26 protein-coding genes are annotated in these 25,478 nt (G+C 61.2%); 12 read left to right on the plus strand and 14 right to left on the minus strand.

Going from position 1 to position 25,478, the window contains the following annotated elements:
- The first annotated feature begins 32 nt into the window (after positions 1–32).
- A complete protein-coding gene (locus ACW9JC_RS07815; RefSeq protein WP_338586280.1) occupies positions 33–1,430 on the plus strand; it encodes an MFS transporter in 1,398 nt (465 codons plus the stop codon).
- Positions 1,427–2,701, plus strand: a complete 1,275-nt coding sequence (locus tag ACW9JC_RS07820; protein ID WP_457454495.1) for a glucarate dehydratase family protein — start codon at positions 1,427–1,429, stop codon at positions 2,699–2,701. Before ACW9JC_RS07815 ends, ACW9JC_RS07820 begins: the two co-directional genes overlap by 4 nt.
- 61 nt (positions 2,702–2,762) lie before the next feature.
- Here ACW9JC_RS07820 and ACW9JC_RS07825 read toward each other — a convergent pair whose 3' ends face one another.
- The gene (locus ACW9JC_RS07825; protein ID WP_457454497.1) at positions 2,763–3,551 is read right to left on the minus strand and encodes an alpha/beta hydrolase; all 789 of its coding nucleotides are present in this window, start codon (positions 3,549–3,551) and stop codon (positions 2,763–2,765) included.
- 51 nt (positions 3,552–3,602) lie between these two features.
- On the opposite strand from ACW9JC_RS07825, the gene ACW9JC_RS07830 reads away from it, so the two are divergent.
- The 3 genes from ACW9JC_RS07830 (at position 3,603) to ACW9JC_RS07840 (ending at position 6,620) form a co-directional block, all read left to right on the plus strand.
- Positions 3,603–4,856, plus strand: coding sequence for an NTP/NDP exchange transporter (locus tag ACW9JC_RS07830; protein WP_457454499.1), 1,254 nt, complete (start codon positions 3,603–3,605; stop codon positions 4,854–4,856).
- 21 nt (positions 4,857–4,877) lie between these two features.
- Positions 4,878–5,822: an aldo/keto reductase gene (locus ACW9JC_RS07835; protein WP_457454501.1), complete on the plus strand. Its 945-nt coding sequence runs from the start codon at positions 4,878–4,880 to the stop codon at positions 5,820–5,822.
- Between the two features lie 144 nt (positions 5,823–5,966).
- The gene (locus tag ACW9JC_RS07840; protein WP_416127281.1) at positions 5,967–6,620 is read left to right on the plus strand and encodes a peroxiredoxin; all 654 of its coding nucleotides are present in this window, start codon (positions 5,967–5,969) and stop codon (positions 6,618–6,620) included.
- A 108-nt stretch (positions 6,621–6,728) separates the two neighbouring features.
- Here the strand turns inward: ACW9JC_RS07840 and yghX are convergent, their stop codons facing one another.
- The 6 genes from yghX to ACW9JC_RS07870 all read right to left on the minus strand — a co-directional run bounded on the left by yghX (position 6,729) and on the right by ACW9JC_RS07870 (position 13,956).
- The gene (gene yghX / locus ACW9JC_RS07845; protein ID WP_338586287.1) at positions 6,729–7,616 is read right to left on the minus strand and encodes a YghX family hydrolase; all 888 of its coding nucleotides are present in this window, start codon (positions 7,614–7,616) and stop codon (positions 6,729–6,731) included.
- A gap of 160 nt (positions 7,617–7,776) precedes the next feature.
- Entirely contained in the window at positions 7,777–8,178 is a 402-nt protein-coding gene (locus tag ACW9JC_RS07850) for a heme-binding protein (protein ID WP_457454503.1), read from the minus strand.
- A 17-nt stretch (positions 8,179–8,195) separates the two neighbouring features.
- Positions 8,196–9,416, minus strand: a complete 1,221-nt coding sequence (gene glcF / locus ACW9JC_RS07855; protein WP_457454504.1) for a glycolate oxidase subunit GlcF — start codon at positions 9,414–9,416, stop codon at positions 8,196–8,198.
- A 2-nt stretch (positions 9,417–9,418) separates the two neighbouring features.
- On the minus strand, positions 9,419–10,483 hold the full coding sequence (gene glcE, locus ACW9JC_RS07860; RefSeq protein ID WP_457454506.1) for a glycolate oxidase subunit GlcE: 1,065 nt from the start codon (positions 10,481–10,483) through the stop codon (positions 9,419–9,421).
- On the minus strand, positions 10,483–11,982 hold the full coding sequence (glcD, locus tag ACW9JC_RS07865; protein ID WP_457454508.1) for a glycolate oxidase subunit GlcD: 1,500 nt from the start codon (positions 11,980–11,982) through the stop codon (positions 10,483–10,485). Before glcD ends, glcE begins: the two co-directional genes overlap by 1 nt.
- Before the next feature lie 210 nt (positions 11,983–12,192).
- A complete protein-coding gene (locus ACW9JC_RS07870; protein ID WP_457454510.1) occupies positions 12,193–13,956 on the minus strand; it encodes an L-lactate permease in 1,764 nt (587 codons plus the stop codon).
- A gap of 178 nt (positions 13,957–14,134) precedes the next feature.
- Here ACW9JC_RS07870 and ACW9JC_RS07875 point away from each other — a divergent pair, with 178 nt between their 5' ends.
- Positions 14,135–14,371 carry a hypothetical protein gene (locus ACW9JC_RS07875; protein ID WP_457454512.1) on the plus strand — a complete coding sequence of 79 codons (237 nt, stop codon included), beginning with the start codon at positions 14,135–14,137 and terminating at the stop codon, positions 14,369–14,371.
- Positions 14,372–14,763: 392 nt separating this feature from the next.
- On the opposite strand, the gene ACW9JC_RS07880 is transcribed toward ACW9JC_RS07875, so the two are convergent.
- On the minus strand, positions 14,764–15,183 hold the full coding sequence (locus ACW9JC_RS07880; RefSeq protein WP_338586302.1) for an organic hydroperoxide resistance protein: 420 nt from the start codon (positions 15,181–15,183) through the stop codon (positions 14,764–14,766).
- A 204-nt stretch (positions 15,184–15,387) separates the two neighbouring features.
- Here ACW9JC_RS07880 and ACW9JC_RS07885 point away from each other — a divergent pair, with 204 nt between their 5' ends.
- Positions 15,388–15,822 (plus strand): GNAT family N-acetyltransferase, encoded by a 435-nt coding sequence (locus ACW9JC_RS07885; protein WP_457454515.1) that lies wholly within the window; start codon positions 15,388–15,390, stop codon positions 15,820–15,822.
- Between the two features lie 12 nt (positions 15,823–15,834).
- Here ACW9JC_RS07885 and ACW9JC_RS07890 read toward each other — a convergent pair whose 3' ends face one another.
- From ACW9JC_RS07890 to ACW9JC_RS07900, 3 genes are all read right to left on the minus strand, one after another.
- On the minus strand, positions 15,835–16,338 hold the full coding sequence (locus tag ACW9JC_RS07890) for a cupin (protein ID WP_457454516.1): 504 nt from the start codon (positions 16,336–16,338) through the stop codon (positions 15,835–15,837).
- 33 nt (positions 16,339–16,371) lie between these two features.
- Positions 16,372–16,590, minus strand: coding sequence for a PLD nuclease N-terminal domain-containing protein (locus tag ACW9JC_RS07895; protein WP_416127265.1), 219 nt, complete (start codon positions 16,588–16,590; stop codon positions 16,372–16,374).
- 109 nt (positions 16,591–16,699) lie between these two features.
- Positions 16,700–19,156, minus strand: a complete 2,457-nt coding sequence (locus ACW9JC_RS07900) for a TonB-dependent siderophore receptor (protein WP_457454519.1) — start codon at positions 19,154–19,156, stop codon at positions 16,700–16,702.
- Positions 19,157–19,424: 268 nt separating this feature from the next.
- Here ACW9JC_RS07900 and ACW9JC_RS07905 point away from each other — a divergent pair, with 268 nt between their 5' ends.
- Complete coding sequence (locus ACW9JC_RS07905) at positions 19,425–19,892, plus strand: cupin domain-containing protein (protein WP_338586307.1); 468 nt, start codon at positions 19,425–19,427, stop codon at positions 19,890–19,892.
- A gap of 14 nt (positions 19,893–19,906) precedes the next feature.
- Here ACW9JC_RS07905 and ACW9JC_RS07910 read toward each other — a convergent pair whose 3' ends face one another.
- Positions 19,907–21,319, minus strand: a complete 1,413-nt coding sequence (locus ACW9JC_RS07910; RefSeq protein WP_457454520.1) for an MFS transporter — start codon at positions 21,317–21,319, stop codon at positions 19,907–19,909.
- A gap of 133 nt (positions 21,320–21,452) precedes the next feature.
- Here ACW9JC_RS07910 and ACW9JC_RS07915 point away from each other — a divergent pair, with 133 nt between their 5' ends.
- Positions 21,453–22,361, plus strand: a complete 909-nt coding sequence (locus ACW9JC_RS07915; RefSeq protein ID WP_457454521.1) for a LysR family transcriptional regulator — start codon at positions 21,453–21,455, stop codon at positions 22,359–22,361.
- Here the strand turns inward: ACW9JC_RS07915 and ACW9JC_RS07920 are convergent.
- Positions 22,358–22,627, minus strand: a complete 270-nt coding sequence (locus ACW9JC_RS07920; RefSeq protein ID WP_457454523.1) for a hypothetical protein — start codon at positions 22,625–22,627, stop codon at positions 22,358–22,360. The two genes, ACW9JC_RS07915 and ACW9JC_RS07920, sit on opposite strands and share 4 nt — an antisense overlap.
- Positions 22,628–23,043: 416 nt before the next feature.
- On the opposite strand from ACW9JC_RS07920, the gene ACW9JC_RS07925 reads away from it, so the two are divergent.
- Together ACW9JC_RS07925 and ACW9JC_RS07930 are read left to right on the plus strand one after the other, a co-directional pair.
- Positions 23,044–24,108 (plus strand): hypothetical protein, encoded by a 1,065-nt coding sequence (locus ACW9JC_RS07925; protein WP_457454524.1) that lies wholly within the window; start codon positions 23,044–23,046, stop codon positions 24,106–24,108.
- Positions 24,109–24,124: 16 nt separating this feature from the next.
- Complete coding sequence (locus tag ACW9JC_RS07930) at positions 24,125–24,478, plus strand: DUF1428 domain-containing protein (protein WP_338586312.1); 354 nt, start codon at positions 24,125–24,127, stop codon at positions 24,476–24,478.
- Between the two features lie 16 nt (positions 24,479–24,494).
- Here the strand turns inward: ACW9JC_RS07930 and ACW9JC_RS07935 are convergent, their stop codons facing one another.
- On the minus strand, positions 24,495–24,689 hold the full coding sequence (locus ACW9JC_RS07935; RefSeq protein WP_457454526.1) for a hypothetical protein: 195 nt from the start codon (positions 24,687–24,689) through the stop codon (positions 24,495–24,497).
- Positions 24,690–24,797: 108 nt separating this feature from the next.
- On the opposite strand from ACW9JC_RS07935, the gene thpR reads away from it, so the two are divergent.
- Positions 24,798–25,337 carry an RNA 2',3'-cyclic phosphodiesterase gene (thpR, locus tag ACW9JC_RS07940; protein WP_457454528.1) on the plus strand — a complete coding sequence of 180 codons (540 nt, stop codon included), beginning with the start codon at positions 24,798–24,800 and terminating at the stop codon, positions 25,335–25,337.
- Positions 25,338–25,478 lie beyond the last annotated feature (141 nt).

Consider the following 25,478-nt stretch of genomic DNA (forward strand, 5'->3'; position numbering starts at 1 on the left):
CCCTATAAAAACAAATGATCGGGAGTCGCCCCTTGAAAACCCTGCAGAGTCCACCCGACCCGAATGTGCTGGCCCGCGCGGCGGCCAAAGTCAAACGCCACGTGTTGCCGCTGTTCGTGGTGATGTTCATCGTCAACTACATCGACCGGGTCAACATCGGTTTCGTCCGTAGCCACATGGAAACCGACCTCGGTATTGGCGCTGCCGCTTATGGCCTGGGTGCCGGGCTGTTCTTCGTCGGTTACGCGATCTTCGAAGTGCCGTCCAACATGCTGCTGCAACGCTACGGCGCACGGGCCTGGCTGACCCGAATCATGTTCACCTGGGGCGCGGCGGCGATGGCGATGGCCTTCGTGCGCGGTGAAACCAGCTTCTATGTACTGCGCTTTATCCTCGGCGCCGCCGAAGCCGGATTCTTTCCCGGCATCATTTACTACTTCACCCAATGGCTGCCATCGACCGAGCGCGGCAAGGCCATGGCGATTTTCCTCAGCGGTTCGGCCATCGCCTCGGTGATCTCCGGTCCGGTGTCCGGCGCGTTGCTGCACATCAACGGCTTGAGCCTGCACGGCTGGCAGTGGATGTTTCTCATCGAAGGCTTTGCGTCGATCGTGCTCTGCGGTTTTGTCTGGTTCTGGCTGCAATCCCATCCGCGTGAAGCGAAATGGTTGAGCGATGAAGAAAAGACCGCGCTGACCACCGCCATCGCGCAGGAGCAACAGGCCCGCGAAGCCACGCAGACGGTCAAACCGTCGATGTTCAAGTTGCTGGCCGACAAGCAGATCGCGCTGTTCTGCTTCATCTATTTCTCCATCGCCCTGACCATCTACGGCGCTACGTTCTGGCTGCCGAGCATGATCAAGAAGATGGGCAACCTCGGTGACTTCCAGGTCGGCCTGTTCAACTCGATTCCGTGGATCATCTCGATCATCGCGATGTACGGCTTCGCTGCGATGGCCAGCAAGTGGAAATACCAGCAGGCGTGGGTCGCGGTGACACTCGTGATCGCGGCGTTCGGCATGTTCATGTCCACCACCGGCGGGCCGGTGTTCGCCTTCGTCGCCATCTGTTTTGCCGCGATCGGTTTCAAGGCTGCCTCGGCGTTGTTCTGGCCGATCCCGCAAGGCTATCTGGATGCACGCATCGCGGCGGCGGTGATCGCCTTGATCAACTCCATCGGCAACCTCGGCGGCTTCGTCGCGCCAACCGCGTTCGGTTTCCTCGAGCAGACCACCGGCTCCATCGAAGGTGGTTTGTATGGCCTGGCCGCGACATCGCTGGTGGCCGCCGTGGTGATCTTCTTCGCCCGAACCGCACCTCGCGGCGACAGCCTCCTTGCGTTGACCGGCGCATCGCCAGAAGGCGTCGCCGCAAAAAAGCCAGTCAGTCATCAAGCCCTGAAATCTGATCCAACGGGAGCAGCCTCTTGAAAATCAAACGAGTCACCGTCACCCCCATCGCCTTCCGTGATCCGCCATTGCTGAACGCCAGCGGCATTCACGAACCCTTTGCGTTGCGTTCGATCATCGAGGTCGAAAGCGACAATGGCTACATCGGTCTGGGTGAAAGTTACGGCGACGCTCCGGCGCTGGCGATCCAGCAACAGCTGCAGAGCCAGTTGATCGGCCTTGACCCGTTCAACCTCAATCAACTGCGCGCCATCGTTCAGGCGACTGTGGCGGCGAACAAACCGGCGAGCCTTGCCGGCGCGGAACTGGCCCCCGGTTCCCATGCGAGCAAAGCGGTGAGCAACGCTTACTCGGCGTTCGAAGTGGCGTTCCTCGATTTGCAGGCGCATTCGTTGAACGTGCCGTTGGTGGACTTGCTGGGCGGGGCGATCCGCGACGAGATTCCGTTCAGCGCTTACCTGTTTTTCAAATACGCGCAGCACGTCGACTCACCCTACAAACCAGACAGTTGGGGCGAGGCGCTGAACGAAGAGCAGATCGTTGCCCAGGCGCGGCGGATGATCGAGTCCTACGGTTTCAAGAGCATCAAGCTCAAGGCCGGCACGCTGCCGCCGGAGCATGAAGTGTCGTGCATCAAGGCGCTGAAAAAAGCCTTCCCGGGCTACCCGCTGCGCATCGATCCGAACGGCAACTGGTCGCTGGAGACCTCGATCCGCATGGCCGAATTGCTCGGCGATGACCTGCAATATTACGAAGACCCGACGCCAGGCCTGGACGGCATGGCCGAACTGCACAAACGCACCGGGCTGCCATTGGCGACCAACATGGTGGTCACCGACTTCGACGAGTTCCGCCGCAGCGTGGCGCAGAACAGCGTGCAGATCGTGCTCGCTGACCACCATTACTGGGGCGGCCTGCGCGACACCCAGGCGCTGGCGAAAATGTGCCAGACCTTTGGCCTCGGCGTGTCGATGCATTCCAACTCGCACCTGGGCATCAGCCTGATGGCCATGGCCCATGTCGCCGCTTCGGTGCCGAACCTCGATTACGCTTGCGACACCCATTATCCATGGCAGGAACCGGACGAAGAGGTGATCAAGGGCGGCAAGCTGCCGATCGTTGATGGCTGCGTGAAGATCACCCGGGCGCCGGGGCTGGGCCTGGAACTGGATCACGATCAACTGGGCAAGCTGCATGACCAATACCTGACCTGCGGCATTCGTCAGCGCGATGACGTGAAGCAGATGCAGCGTTACAAGCCGGAATGGAAAGCGGTTAAACCGAGATTCTGATTGCGTGTAGTCCTTTGGTCCGGGCAGCGTGGGCGCGCTGCCCGGACCATTTTTTTTGTCGCTACAACCCGTCCCCCAGCGCCTTGAAATACTCAGGGCTGTCACTGATCGAATTGTGTCCCGTGCCCTTGATGACCTGCATCGCCGCCACTCCCTTGGCGAAATGGCCGTATAGCCGCTGCGTGCTTGCACCCGGAATCACCTCGTCATGTTCGGCAGCGATCAGCCGCGTCGGCACCGTGATGTGCGAGGCGTAGCGCCAGGATTCGAATTTGTCCTTCAACAACCACTGCACCGGAAACCAGCGAAACTGGCGGGCGGCGAGTTCTTCGAGGCTGTTGTAAGGCGTGACCAGCAGCAGTCGCGTGGCCGGACGGGAACTGGCCAGACGCACGGCAACCCCCGAACCCAGACTTCGCCCGACCACGGTAATTTGCGGATGATCGGCGTAGACCTTGTCGAACAAAGTCATGGCATCACGGGCAATCGCCTCTTCGGAGGGTGAGCCGCTGCTACCGCCATAACCCCGGTAATGCATGAAATACAACGCATGATCAGGAAAGGCCTCGGCGAACCCCGGCAGGCTCCGCGAGACGTCCTCGGCATTGCCGCCAAAGTAAATCAGCGCCTTGGGGCCATCGTACGGTCTGACTGAAACCAGCACCTGCGCGTCATCGACGGGCAGCGTGAGCAACGTTTCGGCTGAGCCGACGGCGCGCGGTTGCGGGTAGTAAATGAGCGAACGCTGAAAGACGAATAGCGCAACGCAAAGCGCCAGGTACACCGCTGCGGGGATGACGACGAGTAACACCAGGGTTCGAGACATTCGGCTAACGTTAGTGGGCGGCATTGACGGCTCCGGGTGCTGTCAGAGTGTAGCTGCCGCTAGAGGAGGGCGCCGATGCCCATCGGTCTCAAGTGGCTCAATGTGTTGCCATCGGAAAGAGCGGCCCTGGCCTTGGGTTTCGCCTTTCATTTTTGTGTGCTCGCCAGCTACTACCTCGTGCGCCCGTTGCGCGATGCCCTGGGTCTTGAAGGTGGCGCGGACAAGTTGCAGTGGCTGTTTACCGCCACCTTCGTGGTGATGCTGCTGATGGTACCGGTGTTCGGTGCGTTGGCCTCGCGGCTGCCGGCCACGCGATTCGTGCCGTTGATCTACCGCGTGATTGCCGCGTCGATGCTGGTGTTCGGCGTGCTGATCGCCAACCACGTCGCGCCGGTGATGGTCGGTCGGGTGTTCTTCGTCTGGATCAGTATCTACAACCTGTTCATCGTCTCGATTTTCTGGAGTGTGCTGGTCGACCGTTTTTCTAGCGAACAGGGGCGGCGGCTGTTCGGTTGCATCGCGGCGGGCGGCACCCTCGGCACGTTTATCGGGCCGTTGCTGGCGGCGACCATGGCCACCCGGCTGGGCCCGGTGGCATTGACCGTCGCCGCAGCATTGTTGCTGGAAATCGCCGTGCGTTGCTATCGGGCGTTATTGCTGCGTACGCAATCACAGTCGGGCAATCCACTACTCGACGAACGGCGCCTGGGCGGCGGCATGCTCGCCGGCATCACCCTGATCCTGCGCTCTCCGTACCTGTTGGGGCTGGTGCTGTTCATGCTGCTGCACACCAGCGCCGCCACCTTGTTGTATTTCGAGCAGGGTCGGATCGTCGCTGGCAGCTACGCTGATACGGGCAGCCGGACGCAATTTTTCGCCGTCGTCGATTTGATCGTGTCGGCACTGACCTTGACGCTGCAACTGCTGCTGACGGCGCCGTTGATCCGTTTTGTGGGCATTGGCGGAGCCCTGGTTGCGATGCCACTGGCGACCATCGTCGCGTTTGCCGCTATGGCACTGGCGCCGGTGCCGGCCACTGTGGCGCTGGCGCAAGGGCTGCGCCGCGCGGTGGAGTTCGCGATTGTGCGACCGGCGCGGGAAGTGCTGTGGACGGTGGTCAGCCGTGAAGAGAAGTACAAGGCCAAGAACGTGATCGAGACCCTGGTCTATCGCGGTGGCGATGCCGCCAGTGGCTGGTTGTCCGCCGGTTTGACGACGATGGGCGCAGGGTTCGGCCTGGTGGCGCTGTTCATCGTGCCGTTTGCCGGGCTATGGGCCGGGTTATGTCTGTGGCTGGCCCGGCGACAGGCGCAACAAGTCGAAACCTGATTGGCGGGCGAGGGACGATTTATGAGCCATCCTGTGGGGTACACCCGTAGAGAAATACTCACGCTGGCTGCCGGTGTTTCGGCGGTCTTCACGTTCGGTCCGACCGGCGCGCAAACCCCGCCGTCGACGGGAACAGGAGGCAAGACCATGCAGACCCGCGTCATTCCTTCCAGCAAAGAGTCGCTGCCCATCGTCGGGCTGGGCACCTATCGCGGTTTTGATGTGGCCCCCGAAGATCCGGCCTACAAACAACTGCCCGCCGTGCTGCACGCGTTGTTCGAGAAGGGCGGGACGGTGATCGACAGCTCACCGATGTACGGCCGTGCCGAACAGACCACCGGTGAACTGCTGTCGATCCACGAGCCGCGCTCGCCGGCATTCCTGGCGACCAAGGTGTGGACCCGGGGCCGCGAAGAAGGCATCGCGCAGATGGAAGAGTCCTTCAGGCTGTTGCAGACCGACCGCATCGACCTGATGCAGATTCATAACCTGCTGGACTGGCAAATCCATTTGCCAACCCTGCGTCACTGGAAGGAAGAGGGCCGAATCCGCTACATCGGCATCACTCATTACACCGCGTCGGCGTATGAAGAAGTGGAAGCGGTGCTCAAGGCCGAGCCGCTGGATTTCCTGCAAATCAACTATGCGTTGGATGATCGTGGTGTCGAGAAACGCATCCTGCCGCTGTGCCGCGAGCGCGGCGTGGCGGTGATCTGCAACCGGCCATTCGGCGGCGGTGGCTTGCTCGGTCGATTGAAGGACAAACCGCTGCCGGGCTGGGCCGCGCAAGTCGGGGTCAAGAGCTGGCCGCAGCTGGCGCTGAAATTCCTCTTGTCGCATTCGGCGGTGACGTGCGTCATTCCCGGCACTGGCAACCCGCGCTACATGGCGGAAAACGCCGGGGCCGGTTTCGGTCCGATGCTCACCGATGCCCAGCGCCATCAGATGATTGCGTTGGTGGAATAGCCAACGAATCCGGGGCTTTCATGCTGATTTCGCCGTTCGCCGGCGTGTCATGAAAGCTCTCCTATACTGTTTCGCGAAGATCAGTTCCTGACTGCCCGCAGCATGGCGCGGGCGCCCCTGTTCACTACTGCAAGGAGATCGATTATGGCAATTCGTATTGGCGACGAAGCTCCGGATTTCACTGCCGAGACCACCGAAGGCACGCTCAATTTCCACCAATGGATCGGTGATGGCTGGGCCATCCTGTTTTCCCATCCGAAGGATTTCACTCCGGTTTGCACCACTGAACTGGGCTATCTGGCCAAACTCAAGCCAGAGTTCGACAAGCGCAACACCAAGATCCTCGGGCTGAGCATCGACCCGGTCAGCGACCACAACAAGTGGGTCGGTGACATCGAGGAAACCCAGGGCAACGCCGTCAACTATCCGCTGATTGGTGATGAAAACCTGGTGGTGGCCAAGCTCTACGACATGATTCACCCGAACGCCAGCGGCGGTTCGCGCACTGCCGTGGACAATGCCACAGTGCGTTCGGTGTTCCTGGTCGGCCCGGACAAGAAGATCAAGGCAATGCTGATCTACCCGATGAGCGCCGGGCGCAATTTCGATGAAGTGCTGCGTTTGCTTGACTCACTGCAACTCAATGCCAAGCACACCGTGGCCACGCCGGTGAACTGGCGTCCGGGTGAAGACGTGATCATCCCGACGTCGGTGTCTGACGAGGATGCGAAGAAGAAATATCCGGATGGGTTCAAGACTCACAAGCCGTATTTGCGGACTGTGGCGCAACCGAAATAGATTGGTAAATCTTGATGCCGCAATCGCGAGCGAGCTCGCTCCCACAAGGTTCAACTCGATACCTGTGGGAGCGGGCTTGCCCGCGATGGGGCCGGCCCTGCTGGCCAATCAAACCAGATACTTGCGAAACCACTCCACCGTCCGATCCCACGCCAATTTCGCCGCCGCCTCGTCATAACGCGGTGTCGAATCATTATGAAAACCATGATTGGCGCCGGGGTAGATAAAGGCCTCATAGGTCTTGCCCCCAGCCTTCAAGGCCTGCTCATAGGCCGGCCAGCCTTCGTTGATGCGCGTGTCCAGTTCGCCGTAGTGCAGCATCACCGGTGCCTTGATTCGCGGCACATCCTTGGCTTCTGGCTGACGCCCATAAAACGACACCGCTGCACCCAGTTCCGGGTAGGCCACGGCGGCCGCGTTGGTGACGCCACCGCCGTAGCAGAACCCGGTAATGCCCACTTTGCCGCTGCCGGCGGGGTGTTTCATCATGAATTCGACGGCGGCGAAGAAGTCATTCATGAGCTTTTCCGGGTCGACTTTTTCCTGAAGCGCACGGCCCTTGTCGTCGTTGCCGGGATAGCCGCCGACCGAACTCAGGCCGTCCGGGGCGAGGGCGATGAAACCGGCCTTGGCCACACGCCGGGCGACATCTTCGATGTATGGATTGAGCCCACGGTTTTCATGGACGACCACCACCGAGGCGACTTTGCCGGTGGCCTTGGCCGGGCGAACCAGATAGGCACGAACCTCGCCGTGGCCCTTGGGCGAAGGGTAGGTGATGTACTCGGCGATGATGTCCGGGTCGGTGAACTCGACCTGCTCGGCGAGGGCATAGTTCGGGCTTAGGGACGCCAACAGCGCACTGGCCGTTAACCCGCCCAAGGTGAACAACGCCGCCCGATCGAGAAACTCACGCCGGTTGATCAGGCCATGGGCGTAATAGTCGTAGAGCTCCAGCAATTCGGGGGCAAAGTCTTTCGCAGTGAGACGGGGCATCTGTGCGTTTCCTTTTCGGCTGGTTTAACGCGGACCTTGTGGGAGCGGGCTTGCCCGCGATGACGGAGTATCAGACACATGGATGCTGGATGTGCCGCCGCCTTCGCGGGCAAGCCCGCTCCCACAGGGATCTATGGTGGAGGATAGATTTGCATTCTGCTCACTTTAGACACTGCGCCCCGGCTTTCGCCACTTGCGCATCCTGCTCGGCCTTGACTCCGGACACCCCGACCGCGCCAATCACCTGGCCGTCGACGATGATCGGAACGCCGCCTTCAAGCGACGTCAGCAACGGCGCCGAGACAAAAGCAGTGCGCCCGCCGTTGATCATGTCTTCGTAGCCTTTGGACTCGCGTCGTCCGAGGGCTGAGGTGCGGGCCTTTTCGGTGGCGATGTAGGCGCTGATGGGCGCGGCGCCATCGAGGCGTTCAAGAGCCAGCGGGTGGCCGCCGTCATCGACGACTGCGATGGTCACCGGCCATTGATTGTTTTGCGCTTCGGTCCGCGCCGCAGCGAGGATTCGGGTCACTTCGGTCTGGCTCAGCACGGCTTTGCTTTTCATGGGCGTTCTCCAAAGCGCTATTGCGACAATGCGGCTTCGACCACTTCGATCCAGTGCCGGACCGGCGTGCGGCCCGCGCCGTCGAGGTGGGACTGACAGCCGATATTGGCCGTGACGATGACTTCGGGGTAACCGCTTTCCAGGGCATTCATCTTGTTGTCGCGCAGTTGCCGGGACAGTTCCGGTTGGGTCAGCGAGTAAGTGCCCGCCGAGCCACAGCACAGATGGCCGTCGGGCACGAAGGTCAGGTTGAAGCCCAGGCGCTCCAACACCGTTTCTACCGCGCCACCGAGTTTTTGCGCGTGCTGCAAAGTGCAAGGGCAGTGGAAGGCCAGACGCTGGGCACTGTGGATGCCGAGTTGTTCCAGGGGTTCAGCGCGCATCACTTCAACCAGATCCCTGGCCAGCGCACTGACTTTCTTGGCCTTCTCCGCGTAAGCCGGATCGCGTTCGAGCAGATGTCCATAATCCTTGATAAACGCCCCGCAACCACTGGCCGTCTGCACGATGGCTTCGGCGCCTTGTTCGATGCTCGGCCACCAGACATCGATGTTGTGGCGGGCGCGATCAAGGCCGGCGGCCTGGGCGTCCAGGTGATAATCCACGGCCCCGCAGCAACCGGCCTCGCGGGCCGGGGTGACGCTGATCCCGAGTCGATCCAGCACCCGCGCGGCGGCCACGTTGGTATTGGGCGACAGGCCCGGTTGTACGCAGCCTTCTAGCATCAACACGTGCCGCGCATGGCGGGTGGCGGGGCGCGGCTTGGTCTGTGCTGCGCGGCGCGGCAGTTTGCTTTGCAGTGCGTCGGGCAGCAGCGCGCGGAATATCTGACCGCTGTTGACCAGGCCTTTGAACAGGTCCGGATGGGGCACGAGCGTGCGCAAACCTTCGCGCAACAAACGCTGGCCGATTGGCCGCGGTACCGCCGCATCGACCACCGCGCGGCCGATATCCAGCAAGTTGTGATAGTCGACGCCGGACGGGCAGGTGGTTTCGCAGTTGCGGCATGACAGGCAGCGGTCCAGATGCTGCTGGGTTTTTTGCGTGACCTCGTTGCCTTCCAGCACTTGCTTGATCAGGTAGATGCGCCCGCGCGGGCCATCCAGCTCATCGCCGAGCAACTGATAGGTCGGGCACGTGGCGTTGCAGAAACCGCAGTGCACGCAGGTGCGCAGGATGCTGTCGGCTTCTTCGGCGCGGGGTAGTCGGCGGGCGCTTTCGCTCAAGGTGGTTTGCATGTTCAAAGCTCCGCGTACAGGCGACCGGGGTTGAAGATGCCCCGGGGATCGAGTTGTTGCTTGAGGCTTTGGTGATAGCGCAGCAACGGGCCGGGCAACGGCTGGAAAGGGCAGTCGATCAGGCCGTGGCTGTAGCAGGTCACATGGCCGCCGACTTCCTCGACCACCTGGCGAATGAACGTCGCTTCGGCGTCGGATTTGAGCCAGCGCTGGGCGCCGCCCCAGTCGATCAGTTGCCGACCGGGCAGGGACAGTTTAGGTGTGTTGTGCGGCAAGGACAGACGCCAAAGCGGCTGATCCTCATCGAAGAAACTCAAGCGATGTTCGTTGAGGTCGGCCCAGTAGGCGTTGTCCAGCCATTGACCGCCCAAACGATCCTGGGCCGCCGACACCGAACCTCTGCCACCTTCAAGACGCAAGTGCAGGTACTCACCGTCGTGACAGGCGGCGCTGATCGGCAAGGGTTGCTGGCCCCACTGCGCCAGATGCTGCAGGGCGCGCTCGCTGTTCATCTCCAGGCTGATGCTCACCGATTGCCGGGGTTTGGGCAGGACCTTGAGCGAGACTTCCGTGATCAGCCCCAGCGTCCCGTAGCTGCCGGCCATCAGGCGCGACACATCGTAGCCGGCGACGTTTTTCATCACCTCGCCGCCGAATCGCAAATGCTTGCCGAGACCGGTGATCACCCGAGTGCCGAGGACAAAGTCGCGCACCGATCCCGACCATGGGCGTCGTGGTCCCGACAGCCCGCAGGCAATCATGCCGCCCACGGTGGCGCCATCGCCGAATGACGGCGGTTCGCAGGGCAGCATCTGTTGCGCGGCGTCCAGCACTTGCATCAGTTCGGCCAGTGGCGTGCCGCAGCGTACCGTGACCACCAGCTCCGTCGGGTCGTAGCTGACGATGCCGCGATGCGAACGGGTGTCGAGTATTTCCCCCGCAGTCACCCGGCCAAGAAACGCTTTGCTGTTGGATCCCTGGATGCGCAGCGGCGTGGCGTTTTCCAACACCTGATTGACCTGCTCCAGCAGGGTGCCGCTGTCATCGAAATCGCCTGTGCCGTGCATCAGAAACGCTCCAGGTCAGGGAAGGGCAACTGCCCGGCGTGTACATGCATCGCGCCGAATTCGGCACAGCGGTGCAGGGTCGGAATGTTCTTGCCGGGGTTGAGCAAACCGCTCGGATCGAACGCCGCTTTGACCGCATGAAACAGGGTCAGCTCGTCGCTGTTGAACTGCGCGCACATCTGATTGATCTTCTCGCGGCCCACGCCGTGTTCGCCGGTAATGCTGCCACCGACCTTCACGCACAGTTCCAGGATCTTGCCGCCCAGGGTTTCGGCGCGCTCAAGTTCTCCCGGCGTGTTGGCATCGAACAGAATCAGCGGGTGCATGTTACCGTCACCGGCGTGGAACACGTTGGCCACCCGCAGGCCGTATTCGGCCGACAACTCTTTGATGGCGTGCAGTACGCCGGGCAAGGCGCGGCGTGGAATGGTGCCGTCCATGCAGTAATAGTCCGGCGACAAACGGCCAACGGCCGGGAACGCATTCTTGCGCCCGGCCCAGAAACGCACGCGCTCGGCCTCATCTTTGGCCAAGCGTACTTCCGTGGCGCCGGCCTGTTCCAGCACTTGGCGCACACAGTCGCAATCGTCATGAACGTCAGCTTCGACGCCATCGAGTTCGCACAGCAAAATGGCCTCGGCGTCCACCGGGTAACCGGCGTGGATAAAGTCCTCGGCGGCGCGGATCGCCAGGTTGTCCATCATTTCCAGGCCACCGGGGATGATGCCGGCGGCAATGATGTCGCCGACGGCGCGTCCGGCCTTTTCCACGGAGTAGAACGCCGCCAGCAGCACTTTGGCGGACTGCGGTTTGGGCAGCAGTTTGACCGTGACTTCGGTGATTACCCCGAGCATGCCTTCGGAGCCGGTGAACAAGGCCAGCAGATCGAGGCCCGGTGAGTCGAGGGCGTTGGAGCCAAGCGTCAGGTGTTCGCCGTCGACGGTGAGAATGTCCACCTTGAGCACGTTGTGCACGGTCAGGCCGTACTTCAGGCAATGCACGCCGCCGGCGTTTTCCGCGACGTTGCCGCCGATGGAACAGGCGATTTGCGACGACGGGTCGGGCGCGTAGTACAAACCATGCGGCGCGGCGGCCTGGGAAATCGCCAGGTTGCGCACCCCCGGCTGGACCCGTGCGATGCGGGCGGCGGGGTCGATGTGCAGGATCTGGTTGAAGCGCGCCATCACCAGCAGCACGCCTTTTTCCAGAGGCAGGGCGCCACCGGACAATCCGGTTCCGGCACCCCGGGCAACCACCGGCACTTGACGCTCATGACACAGGCGCAGCACGCCTTGAACTTGCGCGATGTCCCGAGGCAACACCACCAGCATCGGCGTGGTGCGATACGCCGACAGGCCATCGCATTCGTACGGTTTGAGTTCTTCTTGCTGATGCAGGATTTCCAGCTCCGGCATCTGCGTTCGCAGGGCTTGCAGCAACGCGTTTCTGTCGACGTCAGGCAGGGCGCCGTCAACGCGTTCATCGTAGAGAATGTTCATTGGCGCTCGACCCTCGCTTTGTTGTTATGTGAGGTCTGTTTTCGCGATCCACTGTCTTAATCATTGGCCCGCCAGGCTCAGCTGTCCATGGGATCTTTGTCTGCTCGACGGACGATTCATTCAATAAAATCATCATCCATGTATAACGCCACGCCCGGGCAATGAGCCCGGGCGTGGATGAGGTTTATGCAAGAAAGCGCTGTGCTGGAATCAATGCCCGCCCACCACCATATGGCTGAACGGCGCGACATACGCCTGCAACGTCACCAGCCCACCGACCAGGATCGCCAGGATGATCGAGTGGAAGAACACGTAGCGCAGGATTTCCCCTTCGTGGCCGTACCAGCGCGTAGCGGTGGAGGCGACCACGATGGATTGGGCATCGACCATCTTGCCCATGACCCCGCCAGAACTGTTGGCAGCGGCCATCAGCACCGGGCTCAGGCCCAGTTGCTCGGCGGTGACCCGCTGCAAGCCGCCGAACAGCACGTTGGACGCGGTGTCGGAGCCGGTCAGCGCTACGCCGAGCCACCCAAGTAACGTGCCGAACATGGGGTAGAAAATCCCCGTCGCGGCAAAGGCCAGCCCCATGGTCGCATCCAGCCCCGAGTAACGCGTGAGGAACCCGAGGGCGAGCATCGCGGTGATGGTAATCAAGGAGTAACGCACCACCCACAATGTCCGCAGATACTGATGGATCAGTTGCGGGATGGAGTAACCCATCAGCAATCCGCCGACAATCGCTGCCAGCAGGATGCCGCTGCCGGTGGCGGTGAACCAGGTGAATTTGTACACCGCTTCTTCGACTTTTGGTGCAGGCACTACCGGCGGCACTTTCTCGATCTGCTGGTGAATGGTGGTGAAGGTCAGCACGGGGGCGAATACCGGGTTGGCTTCGCGCATTGGCTTGCCCTGCGGGTCGAGCTTGGCCGAATTGGTGGCCGGATCAATCGCCGGGCGGGTGTCGAACATGTTTTTGAAGCCCTGGGTGCCCCAGGCGAACACGAAGATGGTGAGGATGATCCACGGCATCCACGCGCGCATCACAGCCTTTTTCGAGTCGCCGGAAAAGGCCGCGGTGGGCTCGGTTTTCGATTCATATTCAGCGTCGATCTTCGAATCGTCGACCCGACCGGTCAGGGCTGCGGAGGTATGTATGGTGGCCGGTTTCCACACTTTCAGGAAACCGGTCAGGCAAGCCATGGAAATCAGCGCGGCGATCACGTCCACCAGCATCGGCCCGTGATAGTTGGAAACGAGGAATTGCGGGATGGCAAAACTGACCCCAGCGACGAGGATTGCCGGCCAGATCTCCAGCATCTTGCGCCAACCGGCAAACGCCCAGATCAGCCAGAACGGCACGATTACCGAGAAGAACGGCAGTTGTCGACCGACCATCATCGACAGCTCCATTTCATCCAGCCCGGTGACTTTGGCCAGGGTAATGATCGGCGTACCCAGCGCGCCGAATGCCACCGGCGCGGTGTTGGCGATCAGCGCCAGGCCCGAAGCGGCCAGCGGGGAGAAGCCCAGACCGATCAGAATCGCCCCGGTCACTGCCACCGGCGTACCGAAGCCGGCCGCGCCCTCGAAGAAGGCGCCGAAGCAGAAGGCGATCAGCAAAAGTTGCAGACGCCGGTCGTCGGTGATCCGCGCCAGGGAATCCTGCAGCACTTTGAACGAGCCATTCTCGGTGGTCAGACGGTGCAGAAAGATGATGTTCAACACGATCCAGCCAATCGGCAGCAGGCCGTTGGCGGCGCCATAGAGTGCAGCGGAGCCGGCCATGTTGGCGGGCATGCCGAACGCGAAGATGGCGATCACCAGCGCCGAGGCCAGGGCGAGCAGTGCCGCCAGGTGTGCCTTGACATGGAAGAACGCCAGCGCGGCCAGCATCACCCCCACCGGCACGGCGGCCATGAGGGTGGATATGACCGGGTTACTGAACGGATCGTAGATTTGCTGCCAAACCATGTTCCACCTCTGCTTTTTATTGTTGGATATGCAGACCCCGGAGGGGCGGTGGCTTGTAGTATAGGTGGCATTTCGCCGCTGTCAGGTTGAGTGGTCAGACCTGCGAACCAGCGCAATTTCGGGGCTGAGCTAGCATTGCCAGTAAGGTCGAAAATCCTGCGACGGGAGGAAAATTGCCATGACTGAGCGCCATCTGGAGCACAAGGAGACGCTGTCGAATGGATGCAGCATTCGGGTCAAAGCCGAAATATTGAAGGACGGTTCGCTGGGGATGTTTATCGGTGTCTACTGGCCGGACGGCACGTCAATCGACGAAAACCACGATCCAAAACCGCACATGCTGGACATGGAGGCGGCGATGGATTGGGGCATCGATATCGCCAAGGGCATCGGCAATAGTCAGCGAACGTTGTGAGACTCGGCCGGCATAGCATTTTTGAGTCCTGCCACGGGGCCTGAAAAAGGAAATCGGTCTAAAAACAGCGACCCACACTTCGGGTGTTTTGCTACTCTGAAGGTGTAGGTGAAAACGCAGACTGATGCGCAAGCGGATAGCGAGGACGCGTGGGGCGCGCTCCGAAGGGTACACGGTTAGAAAGATCTCCGCGCTGAGATCCAGCCCTTATGCCGTGTGAAGCAGGACAGCACATTGCTGTTGCTGTGAGAGTCCTGATAAACCTCGTAAGCCAGAGACCAGCGCTGGCCACCTACTGGGCTCTCGAAGCCTGCTTGTGCAGCTGTGCAAATGCAGCTCGCCAAGATCAAATGCCCCGCCTGCCGGGGCATTTGTTTGTCCGCGCTATGCCATCAAACCAGATTGATCGTCACGTCGATGTTGCCACGGGTCGCCTTGGAATACGGGCAGGTTTGGTGAGCAGCGTCCACCAGCGTGCGCGCCAGCACCGGGTCCACGCCCGGCAGGCTGACGTTCAGGCGCGCCTGGAGGAAAAACGCATTGTCGGTCTTGCCCAGGTCTATCTCGGTTGCAACGCTGGTATCAGCCGGCAGGCTCACTTTCAACGCGACCGCCGCCTTGCCCAGCGCACCGATGAAACAGGCCGACCAACCGGCACCCAGCAGTTGCTCTGGATTGGTGCCGCTGCCGGCAGAACCAGGCGGGGACAGCTTGATTTCCAGACGCCCGTCATCACTGCGCGACTCGCCCTGACGGCCGCCAGTGGTGACGGTCTTGCCGGTGTACAGCACGGTTTCGATTTGGTTGATCATGAATGGCTCCTGCAAAGGTTGAACTGCGACCCGCGCACTTTTCCACCTTCATGTACGCCGTATGTGTCTTGAACCGCCGGTTGTGTATCGCCGTGTAAGCGTGCCTGTCGTGAATACACAGCGATACAAATCATCAGCTGTTCACACAACGCCGGAGAGGCTTTTGTTAGGCTGCTGAGCCCGTCATTCCGCAGGCCAAAACCCATGTTCAATATCCGTGTCATGACCCTGGACGATTACGAGGCGGTCATCGACCTCATGAAAAACACACCGGGCATCTCATTGCGCGATGCCGACTCCCGCGAATCGACTGCGCGATATCTGCAACGCAATCCCGGCATGAGCTTCGTGGCTGAAGTCGACGGCACATTGTGCGGCTGCGTGATGTGCGGGCATGACGGTCGTCGGGGTTATCTCCAGCATTTGCTGGTGCTTTCCGAATTTCGTCGGCAGGGCATCGCCAACGCACTGGTAGAGCGTTGCCTGTCGAGCCTTGAGCGCGAAGGCATCCTCAAGTGTCACCTTGACGTGTTCAAGACCAACGAGGCAGCAGCCCGGTATTGGCGGGGGCAGGGGTGGCAGTGGCGTACGGATATTGATCGGTATTCGTTTATCCGCTCGGGGAATGCAAATGCGTAATGAGTTAGGTGCTCAAGCGCGTTCCCAGTATTGCGTCAACGCGCCATCCACACCCTCGACCGGATCCTGATCGGGAAACGGCAGTTTCGTGATGTTCGCCAGTTGTTCAGCGTTCGGCGCTTCTCGGCAAATATCAGGACGCTGGCCCGGTGGGTAAGCCCCAACCACTAGAAAATCATCGCTGGCGCCGAGGTTGCAATGACCAGTGCCGGCAGGCAGCAACACCACATCGCCCGGACCGACCTCCAACACATGTCCCTCCGGGCCACCGAGCATCAACCGCGCATGACCGCTGGCGATGCCCAGCACCTCATGACCCTCGGTGTGATAGTGGTGATAGCTGTAAATCCCGTCGCGCCACTGCGGCGGCCAGCCATTGGCGCTGAAGGTTTTCTCGAACAGCGCCGCCGGGTCGCTGCCTTCAATGACAATGGCCTTCGGGTAAACCAGCACCGGCAGACGCGGGTTGTTGGGCACCCAGCCGTTGCGTTCAAGCGGCAAGATTTGAGCAGTCATGAGCGACCTCCTGAGCCTGGTGCATGTCTCGGATTATTGTCGGGCCTGCGCCGACTGCGGGTTATGCGCGATGTGCTTCGGCCCGGCCAAGGCCCAGGCGATCAACCCCAGCAACGGCACGAACACGATCACCACCATCCAGACGCCTCGGGTGCTCGCCTTGCCGTCGCTTTTGCGCAGCCGATTGATCGCCCACAATTCAATCAGTAGAAGAACAGCCGCGAGCACGATCCACGTTGTTTCAAATTGCATGTGTCACCTCCTGATGGTCATTCAGTTAGGTGAGTGTGGGCGCGCAGGGTTCATTAAATTTGCGGATTGCTGTGGCCGATCATGTCGTTATGACCGGCGTAGCGAGCCCTTAGAAATCCACCGTCGCCGACAATTTCAGCGTCCGTGGTTCGCCCTGGGTTAGGTAGTTGTTGGAAGTCGAGGCCGAGGACCAGTACGCCTTGTTCGCCACGTTTTCGACGTTGGCGCGCAGGGTGATGTATTTGTCGTCGGCCTTGAAGCCGTAGCGGGCGCCGAGGTCGACGCGGGTCCAGGCCGGGATGCTCAGGCTGTTGGCGGCGTTCACGTATTCGCCGCCGGTGCGCAGCATGCGTCCGCTGAGGGCCGCGCCTTGAATACCTGGTACATCCCAGTCGGCGCCGAGGTTGTACTGGAAGCGCGGCACGCCTGCGGCGCGGTTACCGTCGTTGAGGCCGTTGGAGGTTTTCTTCTGTTCGGTGTCCATCCAGGTTGCCCCGGCCAGCACGCGCAGGCCATCCAGCGGCTCGCCGAACACGTTCAGCTCTACGCCTTTGTTCACTTGCTCGCCGTCGACGCTGAACGTCGGCAAGCGGTTGCCGGTCACGGTCGAGGTCGAGCTGTTGGGCATCTCGATGCGGTACACACCCAACGTCGCGCCGAAGCTGTTCCAGTCCAGTTTTACCCCGGCCTCGGTCTGTTTGCTGCGGTTGGGGGCGAACACTTCGTTGGGGTTGGTGACGCCGGTGGACGGCGAGGTCGGGCCTTGTTGCAGGCCTTCGATGCGGTTGGCGTAGAAGGACACATGCTCCCACGGCTTGATCACCAAACCGTAGACCGGTGTGGTGATCGACTCTTCGTAGTTGGCGGTACGTGCACCGCTCGTGGTGTTCCACGCATCGGTTTCGATGGTCTGGCGGCGCACGCCGAGGGTCAGCAGGACGCGGTCGTCGATAAAGCCCAGGGTGTCGGAAACGGCGGCACTCTTGACTCGGGTTTTGCCGACGATGCGCGGGTCATGGATATCGCTGCCGAAATAGGTATTGGTCGGGCGCGGTACTTGAACCGGGTTGTACAAATTGCCGTTGACGCGGTTGGCCACCAGGATCGCTTCGAACGCCGAACGCTGTTCACCCCAGGTGCCGGACAAACCGAAGTTCATTTGGTGCGTGACCGGGCCGGTAGTGAAATGACCGTTCAAACCGGCGATCGCGCTTTTGTTGTCTTCGTCATGGGGCGAGTAAAGGAAGCCGACTTTGCCGCTGCCGTCGTTGCCGACATACAGCGACGAATACTGGCCGTTTTCCCGGGTGTGCTTGGCGCCACCGCCGGCGTAGGCGGTCCAGTTGTCGTTGAGGTCGTACTCGGCGTTGACCATGCCGTAGGTGTCTTCGAGCTCCGACCAGGTCCAGTCCTGGGCGTAGTTGTCCTTGGCCGACGGTGCGTGCGGGACTTTGGTGCCGGTGGGGTAGACCACCGAGCGACCGTTGTTGATGCGTTGCTTTTGATAGCCGAGGTCGGTGGAGACGCGCAGGCGCTCACCGCGATAATCGAGGCCGACGGCGATCAGCTGTGAGTGTTCGCTTTCATCGTCCACGGCAGTATCGCCACCGTGCTGGGCGAGGTTGACCCGTGCGCCGAAGCGGTTGTCTTCACCGAAGCGCTGGCCGAGATCGATGTGCCCGCCGACCTGACTGTCACTGGCGTAATCGAGGGTCACGCTGCGGGTCGGGATGTCCTGCGCGCGCTTGGGCACCAGGTTGACGCTACCGCCGATACCGCTGCCGCCCGGCGCGACACCGTTGATGAACGCGTTCGGGCCCTTGAACAGCTCGACCCGCTCCAACGCTTCGGTGGTGATGATCTGCCGTGGCAGCACGCCGTACAGGCCATTGAACGAAATGTCGTCGGTGGTCAACGGCAGACCGCGGATGGTGAACACCTGTGAGAAGTTGCCGAAGCCCGCGGACTGGCGCACTGACGCGTCGTTGAGCAGCACATCGCCGACGGTTCGCGCCTGCTGATCCTCGATGGTCTTGGCGGTGTAGCTGACCACGCTGAACGGCACGTCGTTGATATCGCGATTGCCCAGCACGCCCAGGCGCGCCGAACGGGCCACCTGACCGCCGGCATAGGTATCGGCTTCGGTGGCGATGCCACTGACCGTGGTGGCGCCCAGCTCCAGCGCCGCGCCGCTGTTGACCTGCGGTGCCACGGTGTAGCTGTCGGCGCCGGTGGCGATCAGCGAATAGCCGCTGCCTTGCAGCAACCGGGCGAAACCGGACTGCACGGTGTAACTGCCTTGCAGGCCTTGGCTGTTTTGATCCTTCAGCAAATCTGCATCGAAAGACAACAACACGCCTGACTGCGCCGCGAACTGCGCCAATACGCTGGACAGCGAGCCGGCGCCGATGGCGTAAGTGCGCGAAGCAGTATTTTGAGTAGGGTCGGCGGCCCAGGCGCTGTGCGCGGGAGCCATGGCGGACAAGGCGATGGCCAGGCTCAGCGCATTCATGGGGACGCGGGCCGGTCGGAGTTTGCTGCGGTTCGGGAGCGATCGGAAAGTCATTCGGCAATGCCTGTGGGTGCAAAGGAAAAAGGAGAACTTCCCTACACACCGAACGACCGCGAAAAAGGTATCAGCAAAAGTTGAAAATATTTTCGAGCGTCGTTCACCGGCCCGTGTATCTGAACGTATCTCCCTCGCCAGCCGCTACTTGCGCATACAAAAACAGCCCCGGTGGGACACGAACGCGATACACGTCGGCCGCGTAATGGGGCTGCCGCACAACGGCACCCCGCGCATTTTTTTACCCCGCGCTCATTGGAGAATTGCGATGTCCCGAAATAACAAAACCAACGCCGCCAGCCTGCTCGGCGTCGCCATCGTCGCCGCGGCACTCACCGCTTTCGCTGGTTTGTCTCAGGCCCAAGAGACCAAACCAGCCGCCGACGCCGGCCAGGCTCCCGCCAAGAGTTGGCAGACCGGCATCAAGCGTACCGATCTGGTGCGGCACGACCTCGATGTAGAAGGCCGGGAAGTGATTCAGGTGCTGGTCGATTTCGATCCGGGTGTCGCGTCGCCGAAGCACTCGCATCCGGGTGTCGAAGTCGCCCACGTGATTTCCGGGACCTTCGAGTACGAACTTGAAGGCCAGCCGAACGTCACGCTCAAGGCCGGCGACTCCTTGTACATCCCGGCTGGCACCGTGCATAAGGCGAAGAACGTCGGCACCGTCAAGGCTTCGGAACTGGCCACGTACATCGTCAAGAAAGACACGCCGCTGTTGAAAATCGAGCAGTAAGCGCTCGAGACTGCTTAGCGCTGATCACGCCCCGTGGTCAGCGCGTGGCTGCCCGCCGCGATCAGGCAGGCAATGCCAATCAACCCCAGTGCGACGGTAAACGTCATGCGCATGCCGCTGGCAATCGCGTCGGGTTGTGCGGTACTCAGGTCGACCGTTGCCGAAGCCATGGCGAACACTGCGCCCAACACCGAAGCTCCGGTGATCAACCCCAAATTGCGTGACAGATTGAGCAAGCCCGACACCACGCCCCGTTGCTCCGCTTGGACATTGGCCATGACCGCCGTGTTGTTGGCGGTCTGGAACACGGCATAGCCCAACGTGATCACCACCATCGGTGCGATGTAGCCGCCAATGCCGTAGCTACTCGGCAGCACCGACAACAGGAAACAGCCGAGTGCGATGGCGATAAGGCCAGCGAAGGTCATGCGTCGTGCGCCGAAACGGTCGGCAATCCGTCCGGCAGGTACGCCGGTCAGCGCGGCAACCAATGGCCCGACGGACATCACCAGCCCGACCCCGATGGCGTTCAACCCAAGCGCCTGGGACAAATAGAACGGCCCGACCACCAGGGTCGTCATCAATACCGTTGTCACCAACAGGCTCATGACCAGGCTGCCACTGAGTTGCGGATCGCGGAACATTGCCAGGCGAATCAACGGGGCGGCCACTCGATCTTCAACCCACACAAACACACCGACGCCGACGCAAGCTGCCAACAGCAGGGCGATATTCAGCGCGCCGAAATGACCGCGTCCGAGGGTCATGGCCAGCGCGTAGGCGCCGAGTGTCAGAGCTAGTACCAAAGTACCCAGCGGATCGAAAGCGGCGCGTTTTGCTGTCTGCCGATCAACGGGCAAGTAGCGGTGGGCGAGCAGCAGGGTCAGCAAACCCAAGGGCACGGTGATCAGGAAAATCGCCTGCCAGCCGAACGTGGCAATCAGAACACCTCCGAGCGATGGCCCCATCGCCGTACCGATGGCCGACATGGTGCCGAGCAGGCCCATGGCGCTGCCGGTCTTTTCTTTGCTCACTGTTTCGCCGACGAACGCCAGGGTCAGCGCCATCATGATCGCCGCGCCGAGGCCTTGCAGCGCCCGGGCGCCGATCAGCAGATCAAGGGTCGGCGCCAGACCGCACAGGGCTGAAGCGAGCGTGAACAAACCGACCCCGGACAACAGCAGGCGACGCCGTCCGATGAGATCACCGAGGCGACCAACGCTGACGATCAGGGTGGTAATGGCCAGCAGGTAGGCGAGGACGATCCACTGCACCTGTTGAAACGACACGTCGAACACTTCGACCAGCGTTGGCAAACCTACGTTGGCGATGCTGGTGCCCAGCGACGACAGCAGCATCGACAGCGACAGGCTGGCCAGCGCCCATCTGACTGACAGCGCAGGTGTGACGGCTGTTGTGGATTGCATGCGGACTCTCTTTTGTGGCCACTCCCGATTGGAGCTACCGCAAATCTACGCCCGGGCCTAACATGGCGGAAGGCGCACTGATTGCACTTAATACGTGCGTAAAACGCCACTTCACCCAAGCACGGTGCGATCCATGTCCGCTCCCGATTTCAACTTGTTGATTACCCTGGATGTATTGCTGACCGAAGGCAGCGTGGCGCGGGCCGCCAAGCGCTTGCGCCTCAGTCCGTCAGCGATGAGTCGGGCGCTGGCGCGTCTGCGCGAAACCATGGGCGATCCGCTGCTGGTCCGGGCCGGGCGCGGCCTGGTGCCGACGCCGCGAGCACTGGAGCTGCGTGAGCGTGTCAGTCAACTGGTACAAGAAGCAGAGGCGGTGCTGCGCCCGGCCGAGCAACCCGACCTCATGCACCTGGAACGCACCTTCACCATGCGCACCAGCGAAGGCTTCGTCGAAAACTTCGGTGCTGCGCTGATCGCCCTCGTCGCTGCACAGGCACCAGGCGTGCGCCTGCGTTTCGTGCACAAACCCGACAAGGACAGCACGTCACTGCGCGACGGTACGGTCGATCTGGAAACCGGTGTAGTAGGGCAGGCCGCCAGCCCGGAGCTGCGCACTCAAGGCTTGTTCCGCGACCGTTTCATCGGCGTGGTGCGCCTGGGACATTCGCTGGGTGATGACGCGATCACGCCCGCGCGCTATGCGGCGGGCAGCCATATCAGCGTGTCACGACGGGGATTGGAAAAAGGGCCGATTGATGAGGCCCTGGAGTCGCTCGGATTCAAGCGGCAGATCGCAACGATCGTCGGCGGTTTCTCGACGGCGCTGGCCTTGGCCCGCGGCAGTGACCTGATCGCCAGCGTGCCCGACCGTCATACCGCCAATTTGCGCACCGGCATGCGCAGCTTCGAGCTGCCGTTGTCCATGGAGGAATTTACCGTGGCGATGCTTTGGCATCCGCGGCTGGATGCTGACCCGGTGCATCGCTGGTTGCGAGGCTGCTTGCGTGAAGTGTGCGGGCAAGCAGCAAACGGGGCGCTCTAGAAGGTAAACGAGCGTGCCGAGCGTGGGGCGTTCTGGGCCATCTCGATTTCCAGCAAATGCTCGGCCAGCACGTCATTCAAAAACCGGAACTGATCGTTGAGCCCGACCACTTCGTTGTTGAAGTGATGACCGGCTGACGGAATCAGCAATGCTTCGAATTTTTCGTCGAACATCAGGGTCAACACCTTACGAGACTCGAATTGCTGCGAGTAGTAGTTGTTGCCGAATACCGGGAAGCTCACGGCCAGGGTGACTTCAGTGATCATGACGTGCGCTCCTCGGACAGGAGGAACCAGGCAAATGCGCTCAACGTGAAGGCCGTCAGGGCCAGGCAGGTCAGGAGATGGATCAGCATGGTTCGACCCTCCGCTACAGGGTTTCGTGTTGGGTTGAAATTGATCCTACGCTGACGGTTTTGGAGCGGAAGGCATTCGTGGCGATGGTGAATATCGATGGGAGTGATGGTCGGTTTTTGCGGTGTTTCTCAAGGGCCTCATCGCTGGCAAGCCAGCTCCCACAATAGACCGGGTTGGCCAATAACCTGTGGGAGCGGGCTTGCCCGCGATGGCGGCATCAGCGACAACATCAACGTTGGGTCGGTAGAGACTGCCACCTATACTCAAATCAGGGCCTTTTGAGCGCCGGGCACTCGGCTCGGCGCAGACTTTTGGGAACTGCGATCTTGAACCTGCGTTCGCTGATCGTCGCCGTGCTTTTGGTGTTGGCGGGATGCGTCACGGCACCGCGCGCGCCGGTGGAAGTGCCGCAGGTGATGATATCGCCGAGCACCTGGCAACAAGTCGATCGGGAAATTGTCACGGCGTCGCAATCGGCCACCGAGCAGACCAAAATCTACGCCCGCGGCGCCATGGATTACTGGCGCACCCGGGTCTATCAATTGACCGAAGAGAACTTCATTCCCTGGTTCAGCAGTTACTGGACCCAGGAATGGCTGTCGATGAAAGTCAGTTGGTACACCATCAGCGCCAAGGGCGAGCAGGACACCTCGGAAAAACGCTTGGCCGCTTATTTGCTGGAGCAATACCAGGAAAAGGTCTTGGCTCCTGTAGCGGTTGAAATTGATCCGGACGCAATACTCAGCCTGGCGGCCGCGTTCTACGTGGACATTCTCAAAGAAGAACTGCAGAAAATCTCGCAACGCCACGGCGTGCCGATGGCCCAGCTCAACGGCCGCATCCAGAAAGTCCCGGCCATCGCCCTCGGACCACCCTCGGCGCGGGATGCTTCGCTGTACACCGTCGTCCACGCCGAGCCGCTGAACTCATTGCCGGCCTACGCCGCGTTGGTCGATAAAGTGCACAAGGCCGGTGGCGAGAAGGGCGTCGACTCGACCGACACCGCGATGGCTCCCGTGGCCAGGCGCGCCAGCCAACGCATGGAAGCCGAAATGGCCCCGCGCGGTGCGGCCAGTGCAGTGGCGGCGGCAGCGGGCAAATTGGCCGGGGGATTGATTACCGTGGGGGTCGCGGGCATTCGTGCATTGATTCAGGCCGCTGATCGCCCGGACAGCGAAGCGTTGATCCGCAGCAGCCTGGGCAACACCTTCGACAAGGCCTGGACGAAGCTGGTGCAGAACCCGACCAGCGGCGTGATGGCCGGTACGTTGTACATGGCGGCGCAGATCGAAGGCAGCCTGGCCGGCAGTGCGCAACCGCCGGTCGGTCAGGATGTCGGCAATGTCGAATGGAGTCCCAGTCAATCGACTAACCAGCAGATCAACCCATGAAGCAAGGAGAAGACTCATGTCTTATGTCGATGGCTTTGTTGCTGCTGTACCCACCGCCAACCGCGAAAAGTTCAAGAAGCACGCCGAGATGGCCGCTGCCATTTTCATCGAGAACGGCGCGCTCAGCCTCGCCGAGTGCTGGGGCGACGATGTCCCCGACGGCAAGGTGACCTCGCTGCCCATGGCGGTGAAACTCAAAGAGGACGAAACCGTGGTGTTTTCCTGGATTGTCTGGCCGGACAAGCCTACCCGTGATGCCGGGATGGCGAAGCTGATGACCGATCCGAGGGTCCAGCCAGACGTCAATCCAATGCCTTTCGATGGTCAAAGGATGATTTTCGGCGGTTTTGAAATGATCGTGAAAGCTTGAACCGAAATCGCAGGATTTACTCCGCCGCCGGGGTGATCCTGCAACTCTTGCGATTGCGGATTTCGTTATCCGTCGGCCGCTCGCGGATGAACTCGAAACGCGGCTCGCCTTCGCTGTAATGCACCAGCCAACCCCATTCCAGCTCGAACTCGTCCTGCCCGGGCTTGGGTGGTGCGGCCCACCATGGCTCTTTGCTGAGGATCTGTCGCATGCCAGCCTCCGGTTCAAAGGTTTGCTTGAACTATAACGTGGATGTCGCAAGGCGCCAGAAACGCCTTGTCGGTTGTAGACTCAGGTGATCCGGCAAGAGATCCCCCGCATGAGTGACGAATCCCGTGAACCGTTCAAGCGGCTGTTCTTCGCACTGGACTGCGCCCCGGCGCAACGCAAGGCCATAGCCCAATGGCGCAGCGCGTTGCAGCTGAGGAGCGGACGCCCGGTGCCGGCGGAGAATTTTCACCTGACCCTGAAGTTTCTGGGTTCGGTCGCCATAGCGCATATTGCTGATATCTGTGATGCGGCTGCATCTGTGCGCACGTCGGGCGAACGTTTGACCGTGGTGCTCGATCGATTGGATGTCTGGCGCAGGGCAGGGGCGTTGGTCCTGGCACCGAAGCAGGCACCGCCGGCGTTGTTGCGGCTGGTGTATGACCTCGAACAGGCGTTGTTGCCGTTTGCGCTGGAGGATGCGCCACGGGAATTTCGACCGCACCTGACGCTGGCCCGCGACTATCGCGCGCCGGTCCCGGAATCCGCCACGCCGCCGGAATTTTTCCTGCGCGCCGATCGCTTCATCCTGTTCGAATCGCACAAGGGCCGTTATCGGGCGCTGGCCGAATGGCCGCTGGGCAACGGATAAAAACACAAACAAAAAAAGGCGCCCGAGGGCGCCAAACTTCACCTTAACCGAGGAGCCAGGTGAGTGATGCAGCGGTGGTAAGGCGCTGCATGATTGGAAAACATTTCAAGATCCCCTGTAGGAGCTGCCGCAGGCTGCGAT

It is taken from the genome of Pseudomonas sp. SDO5591_S426 (genome assembly GCF_054070755.1).